The organism is Niveispirillum sp. (assembly GCF_017996735.1).
GTDB lineage: Bacteria > Pseudomonadota > Alphaproteobacteria > Azospirillales > Azospirillaceae > Niveispirillum.
Window position 1 is genome coordinate 12,436 of sequence record NZ_JAGOGJ010000031.1, and the last position, 15,818, is coordinate 28,253.

Below are 15,818 nucleotides of genomic sequence, written 5' to 3' on the forward strand. Positions count from 1 at the left end.
TCCGCAACCCGCCCCACCGGCAGGGCGGAGAGGATCAGCAGGCACAGCAGCGACAGGAGACGCATGCAGCGTCAATCCGTGAACTTGTTATTCCGGGGGAAGCCGGTGGGCGGCATCTTGCCCTGGGTGCCACGGAAGGCGATCCAGCCGGCCAGTTCCGGCATGGCGACGGTGCGGATGCGGCCTTCCGCCCCGCCCAGCTTCCATGACAGGCCATCGGCCAGATTGAAGCTTTTCACGTCGGACAGGCTGGCATCCTTGTATTTCTGCAGCGCCACGCCCTTGCCGCGCGCCATCAGTGGCAGTTCTTCCAGCTTGAAGACCAGCAGCTTGCGGTTATTGCCGATCACGGCGATCGCGTCACCCTCCACCGGAATGACCAGCGACGCGACCCCGCCGTCGGACGGGTTCAGCACCTGGCGGCCGGCACGTGTCTGGGCCACGACCTCGTCCGCCTCCACCTGGAAGCCCCTGCCATCGCTGCTGGCCACGATCAGCTTCTGCCCCGGTACATGCGCGAACAGGGCCACGATCTCCGCGTCGCCGAAATCGGCCATCAGGCGCACCGGCTCGCCGAAGCCGCGACCGCGCGGCAGCTTGTCGGCGCCCAGCGTATAGAACTTGCCATTCGACGCGAAGACCAGCAGCTTGTCCGTGGTCTGCACGCGCAGCACGAAGCGTTCCTGGTCGCCATCCTTGTACTTGGCGTCCGCCACCTCTGCCGGGGTCAGATGGCGCGATACGGCGCGGATCCAGCCCTTTTCCGACAGGAAGACGGTCAGCGGCTCGCGCTCGATCATCGCCTCAACCGGAACCACGATGTCGACCGGCGCGTCGCCCACTTCCGTCCGGCGCTCCCCCAGGGCGGTGGAACGGCCGAACTTCTTGTCCATCTGCTGCACTTCACTGCGGATGGATTTCCAGCGCTTGCCCTCATCCAGCAGCAAGTCGGTCAGCTTGGCCTTCTCGGCCGACAGCGCATCATGTTCCTTCTTGATCTCGAACTCTTCCAGGCGGCGCAAGCTGCGCAACCGCATGTTCAAGATCGCCTCGGCCTGCACATCCGACAGCGAGAAGGTGCGCATCAAGTCCTTCTTCGGCTCATCCTCTTCACGGATGATGCGGATCACCTCGTCCAGGTTCAGATACGCGATCAGGTAGCCGCCTAACACCTCCAGCCGATGCTCGATCTCGGCCAGCCGGAAGCGGGAACGGCGGATCAGCACATCCTGACGGTGGGCCAGGAAGGCGTTCAGCACCTCATGCAGGTTCATGACGCGCGGGATGGTGCCGCCATCCAGCACGTTCATGTTCAGGCTGAAGCGGATTTCCAGGTCAGTGTTGCGGAACAACTGTTCCATCAGCACGGCCGGATCGACATTCCGGCTCTTGGGGATCAGGATCAGACGGATATCTTCCGCCGACTCGTCCCGCACATCATCCAGCAGCGGCAGTTTGCGTTCGGCCAGCAGTTCCGCGATCTTTTCCACCAGACGCGATTTCTGCACCTGATAGGGGATTTCGGTGACCACCACCTGCCAGGTGCCCTGGCCCAGGGCCTCCTTCGTCCAGCGGGCGCGCAGGCGGAAGGCGCCACGGCCGGTACGATAGGCTTCGATGATGTTGGCGCGCGGCTCCACCAGCAGACCGCCGGTGGGGAAATCGGGGCCGCGCACCCAACTGACCAACTCATCCACCGTCACCGGCCGACGCTTGTCCGGGGCGGGCAGCAGCTCGCGTTCGATGATCAGGTTCAGGGCGCCGCAGATTTCGCCGACATTATGCGGCGGGATGCTGGTCGCCATGCCGACCGCGATGCCGGCCGACCCGTTGGCCAGCAGGTTGGGAAAGGCCGCCGGCAGCACCACCGGCTCACTCCCGTCACCATCATAGGTGGGGCGGAAATCGGTGGCATCCTCATCCAGACCCTGCATCAGGGCCTTGGCGACCTCCGTCAGCTTGGCCTCGGTATATCGCATGGCGGCGGCGTTATCGCCGTCGATATTGCCGAAATTGCCCTGCCCTTCGACCAGCGGATAGCGGCTGGCGAAATCCTGCGCCAGACGCACCAGCGCGTCATAGACCGACTGGTCGCCATGGGGGTGGAACTTACCGATCACGTCGCCGACCACACGGGCCGACTTCTTCGGCATGGTGTTGGGGTCCAGCTTCAACTGGCTCATGGCGAACAGGATGCGCCGATGCACCGGCTTCAACCCGTCGCGCACATCGGGCAGCGAACGGGAGACGATGGTGGAGAGCGCATAGGACAGATAACGTTCGCCGAGAGCTTCGGCGAGGCGCTTGTCCAGGATTTCATAAGCGGCGTCGGTCATGCCCTATCCATACCAGATGCGGTAGGGAGATGGGTACTGGCTTCTATACTGGCCATTGGGGATACGTTGCGTCTGAGTAGCTCCCGCTCATACCGCTCACCAACCCGGCCCCGTCACTCCACCCCGGCAACGGCCAGACCATGGGTGCGGGCATAACGCTCCACGAACCGGGCGCGGGCCGCCGGCACCTCGGCATGGCGCTGGGCGAAGGCGCTGCGTTCCAGGAAATGGCCGGTCAGCGTCAATCCCTGCATCACCTCCACCGGTCCGCCATCGGACAGGCCCAGCAGGAAAGGCGGCAGGGACAGCAGCTTATCCCTGTACGGCTCGGCGGCCGATGCCGAGACGGCGCGGCCGGTACGCGGGCTGACATGCGACAGGCCGTCATTGCCGGCGAACAGGTCGGCCGCCAGGCGACCGCTGACGGCACAGCGCGCAAGGTCCAGGCCGAAGCCCACCTCCTCCAGCAGCCCAACCTCCCAGCGTACATAAATCTCTGCCCAGACCTCTGTCGGCAGGGCATCGAACAGGGCCAGGGTGGCGTCGAATAACCCGGGATGCGGTTCCCGATCGGCCAGCAGCCCGTCCAGCAGCGCACAGGCCGAAGCCAGGCACGCGAGTCGCAATGGATCATCCAGAAATGGCGCCGCATAGGCCCTTTCCATCTCCAGCGACCATGTGCCCAACTGATCCGCCAGCCGGGCCCGCCAACCGGCGGCCAGCAGGTTTCCCGGTTCCAGCAGCGCCCTGTGCCGTGCCGACTGTCCACCATGCAGCAAACCCGCATGCCGCCCGTGTTCCCGGGTCAGCACAAGGGCCAAAGCCGCCGTTTCCCCATACGGGCGTGCGGATAACAGGATCGCTTGGTCATTCCAGTCCATGGGTCCAAGTCTAGTATAAATAACGGCGGATCGCTAAGGGGCATGGCCCCCCTGGATGAAAGTGGTATAGAGTTTCCCCCTCACACCTTTCCATTGCCGACCGGCCGACCTTGCCCCAGACCACGCCCGACGACCAACTGGCCCAGCGCTACATGCTGGCGGGACTTTCCAGCGGTGAAGCCGTCTGGGACTGGGACCTGGGCGCGGACACGTTGTTCCTGTCGCCGGGTTTCCGCGAGCATCTGGGGCTGCCTGCCTCCGGCGGCGCTGTTTGCCCGCGCGACTGGTTCGGCCGCGTCCACCCCGATGACCTGCAATGGCTGGAAGCCACGTTGCGTCCCCGGCATGATGAGGGCGGGCGGCGTTTCATCATCGAACACCGGGTAAGGAACGGGCGCGGCGACTGGACCTGGCTGCTGGTGCGCGGATCGGCCATCGCGGGACCGGACGGCAAGGTCACCCGCGTCATCGGCACCGCCGCCGATATCACCGAACGCAAGGAAGCCGAAGAAAAGCTGCGCGTCAGCGAGGAACGACTGGCGCTGGCGGCAGCGGCCACCAATGATGGGCTTTACGACTGGGACCTGCGCACCGACCGCATCTATTACGCACCACGCTGGTGGGCCCTGATCGGCCTGTTGCCGGAGGAAGAGGCGGATGGACCGGAGGAGTGGCTGAACCGTGTGCATCCGGAGGATTTGATCTGGCTGCAGGCCACGCTGGACGCGCAGATGTCGGCCGGCGGCAAGCCGTTCCAGATCGAATACCGCATCCAGCATGGGCGCGGCGGCTGGCGCTGGATGCTGTGCCGGGGCATCGCGGTCATGGATGCCAGCGGGGAACCGGTGCGCCTTGTCGGGTCACAATCCGACATCACCGACCGCAAGGTGGCCGAGGAACAGTTGCGCATGAGCGAGGAACGCTATGCGCTGGCGTCGCAGGGGGCCAATGACGGGCTGTGGGACTGGCGCGTGCAGGAGGGGGAGGTCTATTACTCCCCGCGCTGGTCCGACATGCTGGGCCTGCCCGGTGGCGAATGGGTCGGCACGATGGAGGATTGGTTCGCCCTGGTCCATGCCAGCGACCTGCCCGGCCTGCGCGCCGCGTTCGAACTGCATTTGTCGGGCGGACTGGATCATCTGGAGCATGAGGTTCGCATCCGCCATGACAGTGGTGCTGAACTGTGGGTGCTGATCCGCGGCGTGGCCATCCGTGACGCGCTGGGCGACGCCATCCGCATGGCCGGGTCCATGACGGACATCACGGCCCGCAAGCGCGCCGAACAGCAGATCCTGTTCGATGCTTTCCATGACGGTCTGACGGGCCTGCCCAACCGGTCGCTGCTGATGGACCGTATCGGCCAGACCATTGATCGCCGCCGCCGGCCCGACGATCCGCCCTGCGCCGTCATCCTGTTCGACCTGGACCATTTCAAGACGGTCAATGACAGCCTGGGCCCCAATGTCGGGGATGAGGTGCTGCGTATCCTGGCCAAGCGCCTGGAAGACCAGCGGCGGGCCGGCGACACCATCGCGCGGGTATCGGCGGACGAATTCGGCGTGCTGATGGATGGCGTGGTGGATGTGAAGGCCGCGATGACGGCGGCCCTGCGCCTTTCCAGCGCCATCGCGGAGCCAATCCGCCTGCCCGGCATGCGCGAGGAACTGGTGCTGACGGCATCGGGCGGCATCGCCATGTCGCACACCGGCTATGGTCAGGCCCCCGACATGCTGCGCGATGCCAGCCTGGCCATGTTCCGGGCCAAGGGGGCGGGCCGCAACCGGGTGGAAGTGTTCGACGACGCCCTGCGCGCCCGCGCCATGTCGCGCCTGCGTACCGAAGCCGATCTGCGGCTGGCCGCCGACCGTCACCAACTGACCCTGTTCTATCAACCCATCGTGCGCCTGTCGGACCAGTCCATCGCCGGGTTCGAGGCGCTGATCCGCTGGATGCATCCCGAACGCGGCATGATCTCGCCGGCCGATTTTGTGCCGCTGGCCGAGGATACAGGCCTGATCCTGCAGATCGGCCGCTGGGCCATGCAGGAGGCGGCCGAACAGCTTGCCCGCTGGCAGAAGAACCATGACAGCGGCCTGTTCATGAGCGTCAATGTGTCGGGCCGGCAGATGCTGGACGATGACATGGTGGATTGCGTGCGCCATGTCCTGGCCGATACGGGCGTCGCACCGGACACGCTGAAGCTGGAGATCACGGAAAGCCTGCTGATGGATGATCCCGGCCGGGCCGTCGCCATGATGCAGCAGATCCGCAGCCTGGGCGTCCACCTGTCGCTGGACGATTTCGGCACCGGCTATTCATCACTGTCCTATCTTCACCGCTACCCGGTCAATTCACTGAAGATCGACCGCGCCTTCATCAGCGGCGCCGGCAATGGCGACCGGCGGGAGGAAATCCCCCGCATCATCCTGCTTCTGGCCAAAAGCCTGGACCTGGATGTGGTGGCGGAAGGGATCGAAAGCCCGTCGGAAGTGGCCTTCCTGCGCGGCCTGGAATGCCGGTACGGGCAAGGTTATTACTTCTCCCGCCCCATACCGGCAGACGCGGCGGAGAAGCTGCTGGCCCTGCCATCGCTGCCGGGCATAAACCCGGTCACTTGATCGGGTTGGGTCCGGGAAAGGCCGCGCGCAGGGCCGGCAGGGCGGCGGGATGGTAGATCGAATGATGCCGCTCCCCCGCCATATCCTGGAAATCCCAGGTCAGGCCCGCCGGTGGATTGGCCTTCAGCGCCGCCATCACCCGATCCAATCCGCCACGCATGCCGCCGCCTTCATTGCCGATGGCCAGATGCAGGCTGCGCGTACCCGGCTTCTGCGCCTTCAGCAGGTCCGCCGCCTGATAGGACAGGGCCTCCTTGTTCCACCAGAGGGACGGGCTGATCGCGATATAATGGGTGAACAGGTCCGGCTGTCGCAGGAAAGTTTCCAGAATGAACAGGCCGGCCAGGCTTTCACCGATCACGCCGGTCTCGGGCGCGGTGCGGAAATTCTTGTCGATATAGGGCTTCAGTTCATCGGCCAGGAAATGGCGGAATTTGTCGGCACCGCCATGGGTCGGCAATTCCTTGACGTCCAGCGGGTCCTGCGAGGGAGAGGTGAGGTCGCGCTTGCGATCCGTGCCCTCGATACCGACCAGGATCACTTCCTGGGTCACGCCGTTCAGTTCGCCCAGTTGCACCAGACCGGCAATGTGGAACCAGTCCTCCTTTACGCCGCCATCGATCAGATAGAGCACCGGATAGCGGCGATCCCCCTCGGCATAGGAGGCGGGAAGCAACACGTTGAGACGGCGGCGCTCATCCAGAACCTTCGATTCCAGCATGTAACTGGTGCCGAACTGGATCGGCTCGCTGGCGCCCAGCCCCGGTATATCGCCCGCAACAACCGGAGACGGGGCCAGCAGGCAGGCCGCCAGCAGCAGGGTCTTCAGCAGCTTGTTCATCGTATTTCCTGGATCGCGGTTATTTCTTCGCGCAGTGCCGTGCGGATACGGTCCGCCAGCACCACCAGTTCATCCCCGCCATAAGGCGTGGACAGACCGCGCCCCCAGACGGGACCGGGCCAGGCCGGATCGTCCCGCCGCCGCGCGACCACATGCATGTGAAGCTGCGACACGACATTGCCCAACGCGCCGGTATTGATCTTGTCCGGCTGGAACAGCCTTTCCAGCACACGGGCCGCGGCCGACGTCTCCCGTGTCAGCAGAACCTGATCGGCGGGGGTCAGGCGGTGGATTTCCACTGCCCCCGCGCGGCGCGGCACCAGAATCAGCCAGGGGAACAAACGGTTGCGCATCAGCAGCACACGCGACAGGGGCCAGTCGCCCAGGGCCAGCGTGTCCGCCGCCAGACGCGCATCAAGATCGAAGCCGTTTTCCATCCGCTCCCCCTGCCCTGCCTTCCTGCCCGATCTATACCAAGAGGGGCGGCCTGCGCTATGCTCCTGTCCGGTACGATGGATCGTCATTGCGCTTTTCACAAAAATAACAGAAACGGCTGCCAGAAGTAGACCCGCCGCCATTCCTGGCGGCCGGTGTTCCAGGGGCAAGACAGGAACGATGGGCAAGATTTTGAAAATGCGGGCATCGGCCTGGGCTGTGCTGGTGCTGCTGGTGTTGGGCAATATCGGGGCCTGGGCCCTGTCCAACCGGCCGACCACGCCGGAGAAGCTGTGGTCGGGCACCATATCCGGCGTCGCCTTCAGCCCCTATCAGGAACACCAGAATCCGCAGGATGGCCGTCACCCGAGCCGCGCCGATATCGAGCGTGACGTGGCCGTCGTCGCTCCCTTTGTCCGCTCCATCCGCACCTATACGGCCACCGACGGGCTGGAGGTGACGCCGGAAATCGCGGCCAAATACGATCTGGACGTGACGGCCGGCGCCTGGATTTCCGGTGACCTGGGCAAGAATGAGCAGGAGATCAACAGCCTTGTCCGCCTGACCCGCGCCAACAAGAACGTGACGCGCGTCATGGTCGGCAACGAGGTGATGTATCGCGGCGACCTGGAGGTCGAGGCGCTGATCGACTATATCCAGCGCGTGAAGCGGCAGATGGATGTCCCCGTCTCCACCGCCGAACCGCCCTATGTCTGGATCAAATATCCCGAACTGGCGCAGGCCGTCGATTACATCACCATCCACCTGCTGCCCTATTGGGAAAAGGTGCCGATCGAACAGGCCATGGAGCAGGTGCGCCGTGGTTATGACGAAGTGCGCGCCAAATATCCGGACAAGCATATCCTGATCGGTGAGGCCGGCTGGCCGTCCGACGGCCCCTATCGCGGCGGCGCGCAGGCCAGCTTGGTCAACCAGGCGCAGTTCATCCGCAACTTCCTGAACCTGGCCGGTGAAAACCGCTGGGACTATTACATCATGGAAGGCTTCGACCAGCCCTGGAAGCGGGAGATCGGCGGCGAGGCGGAGGCCAACTGGGGCATCTGGGACACCCATCGCCAGATGAAGTTCCCCATGGAAGGCGGCGTGTTCGAGGTGCCGGGATGGCCCGTGCTCTGCGCCATCGCCACGCTTCTGGCCTTCATCCCCATGTTCTGGTTCGTGCTGGCGCGCGACGATCTGAAGCCGGCGGGACAGCTCTTCTATGGCGCCCTGATCCAGGGCATCGCGTCCGGTCTGGTCTGGACCGCGACGGAGGCGATGACGACGGGCATGAACACCATGTCCTTTGTGGCCTTCCTGATCCTGATCTGTGCGCAGATCCTGCTGCTGATTGTCGTGCTAATCGACGGGCTGGAATTGACGGAGGTGGTGTGGACCGACCGCTGGAAGCGGAAATTCACGCCCGTGAAGGTCAATACGACCGGCTATTACCCCAAGGTTTCCATCCATGTGCCCTGCTATAACGAGCCGGCGCATATGGTGATCGAGACGCTGAACGCGCTGGCGAAGATGGATTATCCCAACTTCGAAGTGCTGGTGATCGACAACAACACCAAGGATGAGGAAGTCTGGAAGCCGCTGGAGGCGCATTGCGCCAAGCTGGGCCCGCATTTCCGCTTCTTCCATCTGGCCAAATGGCCGGGATACAAGGCCGGCGCCTTGAATTTCGGGCTGGCCGTGACGGCGCCGGATGCCGAGGTCGTGGGCGTCATCGACAGCGACTATCAGGTCACGCCCGACTGGCTGTCCTCCACCATCCCCTATTTCGAAAGCCCGAAGGTCGCCTTTGTCCAGAGCCCCCAGGATTACCGGGACTGGCACATCCACCCGTTCCACCGGATGATCAACTGGGAATATCAGGGCTTTTTCCATATCGGCATGGTGCAGCGGAATGAGCGGAACGCCATCATCCAGCATGGCACCATGACCCTGATCCGCACCTCCATCCTGAAACGGGTGGGCTGGTGGGCCGAATGGTGCATCTGCGAGGATGCGGAACTGGGCCTGCGCCTGTTCGAGGAAGGTCTGGAAAGCGTCTATATGCCCGACAGCTTCGGCAAGGGTCTCGTGCCCGACAGCTTCGCCGGGTACAAGACGCAGCGTTTCCGCTGGGCCTATGGCGCGGTGCAGATCATCAAGCGGCATTGGCGGGAATTCCTGCCCAGCGGCAAGACCCTGACCTTCGGCCAGAAATATCATTTCGTCACCGGCTGGCTGCCCTGGTTCGCCGATGCGGCCCATATGCTGTTCGTGGTCGGCGGTATCTTCTGGTCGCTGGGCCTGCTGTTCGCCCCGCGCTATTTCGAGTTCCCGCCCACCGTCTTCATCATGCCCACGCTGGGTGTGTTCTTCTTCAAGGTGGCGTGCGGCCTGTGGCTCTATGCGGCGCGGGTGAAGTGCGGCTTCCTGGACAAGGTGAATGCCGCCGTGGCCGGCATGGCGCTGACCCATACGGTGGGCCGCGCTGTCTGGACAGGCCTGTTCACCGAAGGCCGCCCCTTCGTGCGCACGCCCAAGTGCGAGGACCAGCCGGCGTTGATCCAGGGCTTCCTGCATGCCAAGGAAGAGGTCATGCTGATGCTGGCACTGTGGGTCACCGCCTTTGCCGTCGGCTGGAAAGAAGGCGGCGACAATCGCGACGCCTATATCTGGTCGGCCATGCTGGTGGTCCAGTCCCTGCCCTATATCGCGGCCCTGGCCGTGGCGACCATCAACGGCCTGCCCATGCCCAAGCAGGAAGAGGCACCGGCGGCGGCAGAATAAACGCCGCGTGATCGGCATAAAAAGGGGCGGTCCCGATGGGGCCGCCCCTTTTTATGTCCCCGCCACCGAGCGGAAGAACCGATCCCACCAACCGCCGCCGGGACAGGTCAAGCCTTCTTCGGCCGAGCAGCCGTTTCGGGTGAAGGCCACCGTGCCGACGCGTCCCAACACGCGTTCCAGCGGGACATAGCCGACATCGTTCAGGAAACGGCTGTCACCGGAATTATCGCGGTTGTCGCCGGCCATGAACAGGTGACCGTCCGGCACGACATATTCCGGGGTATTGTCGGCCATGCCGCTGTCGGTCTGCTCCAGGATCAGATGCGTGCGACCGCCGGGCAGGGTTTCCAGATATTCGGTGGCGTGGGTCACGGCACCGGAATGGGCGCGGTAGGTGATGTCGCGGGTCTTCTCCCGCGCCACCAGCACGCCATTGATGTAAAGCCGCCCATCAACCCATTGCAGCCGGTCGCCGGGCAGGCCGACCACCCGCTTGACCAGATCGGTTTCGTCGCGCGCCTTGCGGAAGACCACGATATCGCCACGCGCCGGCAGATTGCCCGCCACCCGGCCGGACCCGACGGGCAAGGGGACAAAAGGCGTGGAAAAGCGGCTGTAACCATAGGCGTATTTGGCCGCATAGAACTGGTCACCCACGGTCAGGGTGGGCAGCATGCTTTCTGACGGGACGTAGAAACCCTGATAGAGGAAGGTATTCACCAGCAGGTAGGCGCCGCCGAAAAAGGCGATGCTGCCGGCCCATTCGCGAACCTTCGACCGCGCCGCCGCCATCGGGGATCAGTCCGCCGCGACCCAGCGAAACAGACGGTCGGACCAGCCGCCGCCGGGGCAGACGAGCCCGTCTTCTTCCGTGCAGGATTTGCGCGCGAAGGCGACCATGGAGACGCGACCCAGCACACGTTCAACGGGGATATAGCCGACCTGACGCAGATAGCGGCTGTCCTGCGAATTGTCGCGGTTGTCGCCCATCATGAACAGGTGGCCTTCCGGCACCTTATATTCGGGCGTGTTGTCGGCAAAGCCGTCATCGCGCTGTTCGATGATCAGGTGCTTGCGGCCATTGGGCAGGGTTTCGGTATATTCCGTCACCTGCACCACCATGCCGCCATTGTCGCGATAGGCGTATTCGCGGTTCTTTTCGCGCGGCACTTCGGTACCGTTGATATAGAGGCGGCCGCCCGTCACCTGGATCGTGTCGCCCGGCAGGCCGATGACCCGCTTCACATAATCCTCTTCCGTCGTCGGCAGGCGGAAAACCACGATGTCGCCGCGTTCGGGCGTAATGTCGGGGAAGCGGCCGGACCCGAAGGGCAGCGGCACGAAGCTGGTCGAGAATCGGCTGTAGCCATAGGCGTATTTGGCCGCATAGAACTGGTCCCCCACCTTCAGGGTGGGCAGCATGCTTTCCGATGGGACATGGAAACCCGCAAACAGCAGCGTGTTGATGACGAGGTAGAAGCCGGCGACAAAACCGATCAGGCCCGCCCATTCCTTAACAACTGCGCGCAAGACCCATACTCCCTGAGAACCAAAGGCCGCCGACACCATGCCCGCCGGCCCCGTTGCGGTCAATCACCACCCGACAACCAGGGGGTGGGGCCAATTCACGCGGAAGCCGGCTCTTCCACTGCCGCCTCTTCGGTCACGGCTTCCTCCGCCGCTTCCTCCACCACATCGGCACGGCGTTCCAGCACGGCGGCGAAGAAACCGTCCGTGTCGTGGCGCAAGGGCGTCAGGCGCAGCATCTCGGTGCCGACCGGCGGCTTACCCCAGGCGGCGGGCCAGGCGGCGGGAACCGGCACCAGGGTGAAGTCGGGATGGCTGGCCAGGAACGCCTCCACCTGGCCCTCATTCTCCTCCCGCAGGACGGAGCAGGTGGCATAGACGACGCGGCCGCCGGGACGGACCAGCCGGGCCGCACTGTCCAGGATGCTGGCCTGCAACGGCACCAGTTCGGTCAGGCCAGGGCCAAGCGGACGCCAGCGGCTGTCGGGATTGCGGCGCCAGGTGCCGGTGCCCGAACAGGGCGCGTCCACCACGACGCGGTCGAACTTGCCCTTATGGCGCTTCACCCAGGGGTCGCGTTCGGTCTTGATGGCGCGGGTTTCGATATTGTGCAGGCCGGCGCGGCGGAACCGCTCCTTGGCGCGGGTCAGACGGCCTTCCAGCACGTCGGTCGCCACCACGCGGCCCTTGTTTTCCATCATGGCGGCGATGGCCAGCGTCTTGCCGCCGGCGCCGGCGCAGAAATCCACCACCTGCATGCCCGGCCGCGCATCGGCCATGAAGGCGACAAGCTGCGAGCCTTCGTCCTGAATCTCGATCATGCCGGACTTGTACGCGTCCAGCGCCATGACGGGCGCGCGGCCGGCCAGACGCAGCCCCACGGGCGACAGGTCGGTGGGCGTCGCCTTGATCCCGGCATCGGCCAGGGCCTTCACCGCCTCCTCCCGCGTGCCCTTCACCGGGTTCACGCGCAGGTCCAGCGGCGCCTCGCCCAGCATGCCTGACGCCTCGGCCAGGAACCGGTCGCCGAAGGTGGCGCGCATCGATGCCTCGGCCCATTCCGGCACCTCGGCCTGTACGGCTTCCGGCTGGTCGGGATGGTTCAGGGTGCGGGTGTCCAGCGCGCGGATCAGCTTGCGTTCCCGATCCGACAGGGGGGCGGGCGCGAACTTGGCGCCATTGAACAGGCCGGCCACGGCATCGGCGGTGCGGCCCCCGGCCAGGATGCAGTCGGCGATGACCAGGGCGCGCGGATCGGGCATGTGGTTCAGCCGTTCCAGCCACCAGTGCAGCCGCGCCCAGTGCCGCATGACGCCATAGACCAGTGCCGCGATCTCCCCCCGGTCCTTGGCGCCGATATAGCGGCGGGCACGGAAAAAGGCGCTGGTGACCGCATCGGCCGGACGCGGGGTGTCCATCACCTCGGCAAGCAGGTCGGTGGCGGTGGCCAAACGGGCGGCGGGGGTCATGGCTTTGTCTTCTCGAACGGTCAGCGCTGGTAAAGCGCGGGACTATAGGGCCGGCGGCCTTCCGGTGGAAGTGCCGGGGTGCCATGGCTGCCCCTTGCCGGCACGGGGGGGCATGTGGCCATGGCGGCAGGGGGTCAAGGACGCGGCACTGTCAGGATGGTGACTGCATTGTCCGCCAGCCCGTCGGCAAAGGCGGCGTTCAAGGGCTGGTGCCCCGCCAGGATGCGGTAGAAAACGGGGCCGTACACCATGTCCAGCAGGGTTTCGATCTCCACCGGCGGCGGGATTTCCCCCCGTCGCACGGCCTCGGTTATCAATTGCCGGCCCGCCTCCCGGCTGGACAGGATCACGCGGTTCCGGAAGGCGCGCGTCATCTCGCTTTCCGGGTCGGCGGCGGCCAGCGTCATGGCGATCTGCCGCCCGCGCGTGGTGGCGAACGCCTTCACCAGGGCGCGCATCTGCGCCGTCAAGGCCACCTTCAGGCCGTTTTCCGTCGGCCCGGCTTCCGTCGGCGCACCATCGATCAGGGCCGCCATGGCCAGTTCGCAGGCATTGGTCCAGTTGCGATAGAGCGTGGCCTTGCCCACACCAGACCGGGCCGCCACCGCCTCCACCGTCAGCCGGCCAAATCCTTCCTCCATCAGGATGGCATGCGCCGCCGCCAGGGCCTTTTCCCGGGCGGCGGGGCTGGGGGGACGGCCGCGCGGCTTCACATCATTCATCATTGACTCATTTCGAAACGAAACGTATCGTAATTAAAATTAAACGACAGCAGGTGGAAAATGTCCAGCATCACGGGGGTCGTGCCCTATTTCACGGTGAAGAATGCCGATGCCGCCATCGATTTCTATCGCCGCGCGTTCGGCGCGGTGGAGATTTTCCGGATGACGGACCCGATGGATGGCCGGATCGGTCACGCGGAGCTGCGCCTGGGGGACAGCATGGTGATGCTGTCGGACGAATATCCGGATTTCGGCGCGCTGAGCCCCGATACGATCGGCGGCACGCCGGTGACGCTGTTCCTGGCGACCAAGGCGGTGGATGAGGATCTGGCGCGGGCGGCGGAAGCGGGGGCGATGATCATCCGCGCGGCCGCCAACCAGAGCTTCGGGGAACGCAGCGCCATGATCATGGACCCGTTCGGCCATCGCTGGATGCTGTCCCAGACCATCGAACAGGTCAGCCCGGAAGAGATGCAGCGCCGCTGGAACGAAGAGACGGGGGCATGAATAAGGGTGGGGGGGCGATCAAGCCCCCGCAATCACCTTGTTGAAGGCCTTAACGGCTGCCGCCGGCCCATCGGGGTGGTTCCAGACACCACCGCTGACGGCCAGGAAATCGGCCCCGGCCTCCACCAGAACGGCGCAATTCTCCACGGTAATGCCGCCGATGGCCACGCAGGGCACTTCCATCATCTCCTGCCACCAGGACAGGATTTCCGGCTCGGCCCGTGCCTTGGGGTCCTTGGTCTGGGTGTCGAAGAAGGCGCCGAAGGCGACATAGTCGGCCCCGTCCTCCCCCGCGACCATGGCCAGATGCCGGCTGTCATGACAGGTGACGCCGACGATGGCGTCGCGGCCCATGATTTTGCGGGCCTGGGCATAGGGCGTGTCTTCCTGCCCGACATGTACCCCGTCACAGCCACCCGCCGCCGCCAGATCGGGGCGGTCGTTCAGGATAAAGGCGACATCCCGGCTCTGCACCACGGGACGCAGCGTCTCAATGGCCCGGCGGATGACATCATCGCCCACATCCTTCAACCGCAACTGCACACAGGCCACATCACCGGCATCCAGCGCCGCAGCCAGCAGCGTCGGGAAGGTGGCCAGATCGATCTTGGGCGGCGTGATCAGGTAAAGGCGGCAGTCGGACATGATGGTTCCGGGAAGAGTCGGGAATGAAAAAGGCCCGGCGCGGAGGAACCGCGCCGGGCCCTTTTAAGGGCACCATCCGGGCCAAGGGTCAAGCGGTAACCGCTTATTCCTTGTTCTGGTAGATGCGCACCAGCTTGTCCAGCAGGGCCAGCGCGTCCTCGCGGCTGCGCTGGAAGGCGTTGCGGCCGATGATGGAGCCGTTGCCGCCGCCGTCACGGATGGCACGGGCATCCTCGTACACCGCATCCTCGCCCTTGGTCGCGCCGCCGGAGAAGACGACGATGCGGCGGCCGTTGAAGCAGGCCTGCGTGATATGCTTCACGCGGTCGGCCATCGTCTCGCGCGGGATGTTGTTCTTTTCATAGACCTTGCGCGCCTCATCCTGCTCCAGGTCGGCCGTGGGCAGCTTGACCTTGATGATGTGGGCGCCCAGCAGGGCCGCCATGTGGGCCGCATACGCGTCCACGTCCAGGGCCAACTCACCCTTCTTGGAAATGTCCCCGCCGCGCGGATAGGACCAGATGACGGTGGCGATGCCCTTGGACTTGGCTTCACGCGACAGCTCGCGGATTTCTTCCATCTGGCCGAACTGTGCGTCGGAACCGGGATAGATGGTGAAGCCGATGGCGGAAGCGCCGATGCGCAGGGCGTCATCGACGCTGGCGGTCACGGCCTGATCGGCCCCTTCCTTGAAGCGCGACAGGCTGTTGGCGCTGTTCATCTTCAAGATCAGCGGAATGGAACCGGCAAAGGTGCTGGCACCGGCTTCCAGCGGGCCCAGCGGCGCGGCATAGGCCGACAGCCCGGCATCGATGGCAAGCTGGTAATGGTAGTGCGGGTCATAGGCGGCCGGGTTCATCGCAAAGCTGCGGGCCGGGCCATGTTCGAAACCCTGGTCGACGGGCAGGATCACCAGCTTGCCGGTGCCGCCCAGGCGGCCTTCCATCAGGATGCGGGCGAGATTGGCCTTGGTGCCGGGATTGTCGCTCTCATACCAGGAAAGGATTTCCTTAACGCGGCGGGTCAGCTTCATCTTCGTTTTCCTGCCAGTTC

Annotated in this window: 13 protein-coding genes; 3 read left to right on the top strand and 10 right to left on the bottom strand. The window is 64.8% G+C overall.

Annotated features, from left to right (window positions below; translation table 11 throughout):
- Positions 1–71 precede the first annotated feature (71 nt).
- Positions 72–2,336, bottom strand: a complete 2,265-nt coding sequence (gene parC, locus KBA48_RS12140; RefSeq protein ID WP_292906617.1) for a DNA topoisomerase IV subunit A — start codon at positions 2,334–2,336, stop codon at positions 72–74.
- A gap of 113 nt (positions 2,337–2,449) precedes the next feature.
- The gene (gene recO / locus KBA48_RS12145) at positions 2,450–3,217 is read right to left on the bottom strand and encodes a DNA repair protein RecO (RefSeq protein ID WP_292906619.1); all 768 of its coding nucleotides are present in this window, start codon (positions 3,215–3,217) and stop codon (positions 2,450–2,452) included.
- 110 nt (positions 3,218–3,327) lie between these two features.
- On the opposite strand from recO, the gene KBA48_RS12150 reads away from it, so the two are divergent.
- On the top strand, positions 3,328–5,835 hold the full coding sequence (locus tag KBA48_RS12150; protein ID WP_292906621.1) for an EAL domain-containing protein: 2,508 nt from the start codon (positions 3,328–3,330) through the stop codon (positions 5,833–5,835).
- Here KBA48_RS12150 and KBA48_RS12155 read toward each other — a convergent pair.
- Positions 5,828–6,676 (bottom strand): alpha/beta hydrolase-fold protein, encoded by an 849-nt coding sequence (locus KBA48_RS12155; protein WP_292906623.1) that lies wholly within the window; start codon positions 6,674–6,676, stop codon positions 5,828–5,830. The genes KBA48_RS12150 and KBA48_RS12155 overlap by 8 nt on opposite strands.
- A complete protein-coding gene (locus KBA48_RS12160; protein ID WP_292906625.1) occupies positions 6,673–7,113 on the bottom strand; it encodes an HIT domain-containing protein in 441 nt (146 codons plus the stop codon). Before KBA48_RS12160 ends, KBA48_RS12155 begins: the two co-directional genes overlap by 4 nt.
- Before the next feature lie 178 nt (positions 7,114–7,291).
- On the opposite strand from KBA48_RS12160, the gene KBA48_RS12165 reads away from it, so the two are divergent.
- On the top strand, positions 7,292–9,895 hold the full coding sequence (locus KBA48_RS12165; RefSeq protein ID WP_292906627.1) for a glycosyltransferase: 2,604 nt from the start codon (positions 7,292–7,294) through the stop codon (positions 9,893–9,895).
- 51 nt (positions 9,896–9,946) lie between these two features.
- Here the strand turns inward: KBA48_RS12165 and lepB (KBA48_RS12170) are convergent, their stop codons facing one another.
- The 4 genes from lepB (KBA48_RS12170) to KBA48_RS12185 all read right to left on the bottom strand — a co-directional run bounded on the left by lepB (KBA48_RS12170) (position 9,947) and on the right by KBA48_RS12185 (position 13,616).
- Positions 9,947–10,687, bottom strand: coding sequence for a signal peptidase I (gene lepB / locus KBA48_RS12170; RefSeq protein ID WP_292906629.1), 741 nt, complete (start codon positions 10,685–10,687; stop codon positions 9,947–9,949).
- Positions 10,688–10,693: 6 nt separating this feature from the next.
- Positions 10,694–11,425: a signal peptidase I gene (lepB, locus tag KBA48_RS12175; protein ID WP_292906631.1), complete on the bottom strand. Its 732-nt coding sequence runs from the start codon at positions 11,423–11,425 to the stop codon at positions 10,694–10,696.
- Positions 11,426–11,520: 95 nt separating this feature from the next.
- A complete protein-coding gene (locus tag KBA48_RS12180; protein WP_292906633.1) occupies positions 11,521–12,891 on the bottom strand; it encodes an RsmB/NOP family class I SAM-dependent RNA methyltransferase in 1,371 nt (456 codons plus the stop codon).
- Positions 12,892–13,025: 134 nt separating this feature from the next.
- Entirely contained in the window at positions 13,026–13,616 is a 591-nt protein-coding gene (locus tag KBA48_RS12185; protein WP_292906635.1) for a TetR/AcrR family transcriptional regulator, read from the bottom strand.
- A 57-nt stretch (positions 13,617–13,673) separates the two neighbouring features.
- Between KBA48_RS12185 and KBA48_RS12190 the strand changes: the two genes are divergently transcribed.
- Complete coding sequence (locus tag KBA48_RS12190) at positions 13,674–14,120, top strand: VOC family protein (protein ID WP_292906637.1); 447 nt, start codon at positions 13,674–13,676, stop codon at positions 14,118–14,120.
- Between the two features lie 18 nt (positions 14,121–14,138).
- Here KBA48_RS12190 and thiE read toward each other — a convergent pair whose 3' ends face one another.
- Both thiE and KBA48_RS12200 read right to left on the bottom strand, forming a co-directional pair.
- On the bottom strand, positions 14,139–14,765 hold the full coding sequence (gene thiE, locus KBA48_RS12195; protein ID WP_292906639.1) for a thiamine phosphate synthase: 627 nt from the start codon (positions 14,763–14,765) through the stop codon (positions 14,139–14,141).
- Between the two features lie 103 nt (positions 14,766–14,868).
- Positions 14,869–15,798 (bottom strand): class I fructose-bisphosphate aldolase, encoded by a 930-nt coding sequence (locus KBA48_RS12200; protein ID WP_292906641.1) that lies wholly within the window; start codon positions 15,796–15,798, stop codon positions 14,869–14,871.
- Positions 15,799–15,818: the final 20 nt, after the last annotated feature.

Excerpts from the sequence above, each read along its gene's own strand:
- parC (WP_292906617.1), bottom strand. The coding sequence starts at position 2,336 with ATGACCGACGCCGCTTATGAAATCCTGGACAAGCGCCTCGCCGAAGCT.
- recO (WP_292906619.1), bottom strand. The coding sequence starts at position 3,217 with ATGGACTGGAATGACCAAGCGATCCTGTTATCCGCACGCCCGTATGGG.
- KBA48_RS12155 (WP_292906623.1), bottom strand. The coding sequence starts at position 6,676 with ATGAACAAGCTGCTGAAGACCCTGCTGCTGGCGGCCTGCCTGCTGGCC.
- KBA48_RS12160 (WP_292906625.1), bottom strand. The coding sequence starts at position 7,113 with ATGGAAAACGGCTTCGATCTTGATGCGCGTCTGGCGGCGGACACGCTG.
- KBA48_RS12165 (WP_292906627.1), top strand. The coding sequence starts at position 7,292 with ATGGGCAAGATTTTGAAAATGCGGGCATCGGCCTGGGCTGTGCTGGTG.
- lepB (WP_292906629.1), bottom strand. The coding sequence starts at position 10,687 with ATGGCGGCGGCGCGGTCGAAGGTTCGCGAATGGGCCGGCAGCATCGCC.
- KBA48_RS12180 (WP_292906633.1), bottom strand. The coding sequence starts at position 12,891 with ATGACCCCCGCCGCCCGTTTGGCCACCGCCACCGACCTGCTTGCCGAG.
- KBA48_RS12185 (WP_292906635.1), bottom strand. The coding sequence starts at position 13,616 with ATGATGAATGATGTGAAGCCGCGCGGCCGTCCCCCCAGCCCCGCCGCC.
- KBA48_RS12190 (WP_292906637.1), top strand. The coding sequence starts at position 13,674 with ATGTCCAGCATCACGGGGGTCGTGCCCTATTTCACGGTGAAGAATGCC.
- thiE (WP_292906639.1), bottom strand. The coding sequence starts at position 14,765 with ATGTCCGACTGCCGCCTTTACCTGATCACGCCGCCCAAGATCGATCTG.
- KBA48_RS12200 (WP_292906641.1), bottom strand. The coding sequence starts at position 15,798 with ATGAAGCTGACCCGCCGCGTTAAGGAAATCCTTTCCTGGTATGAGAGC.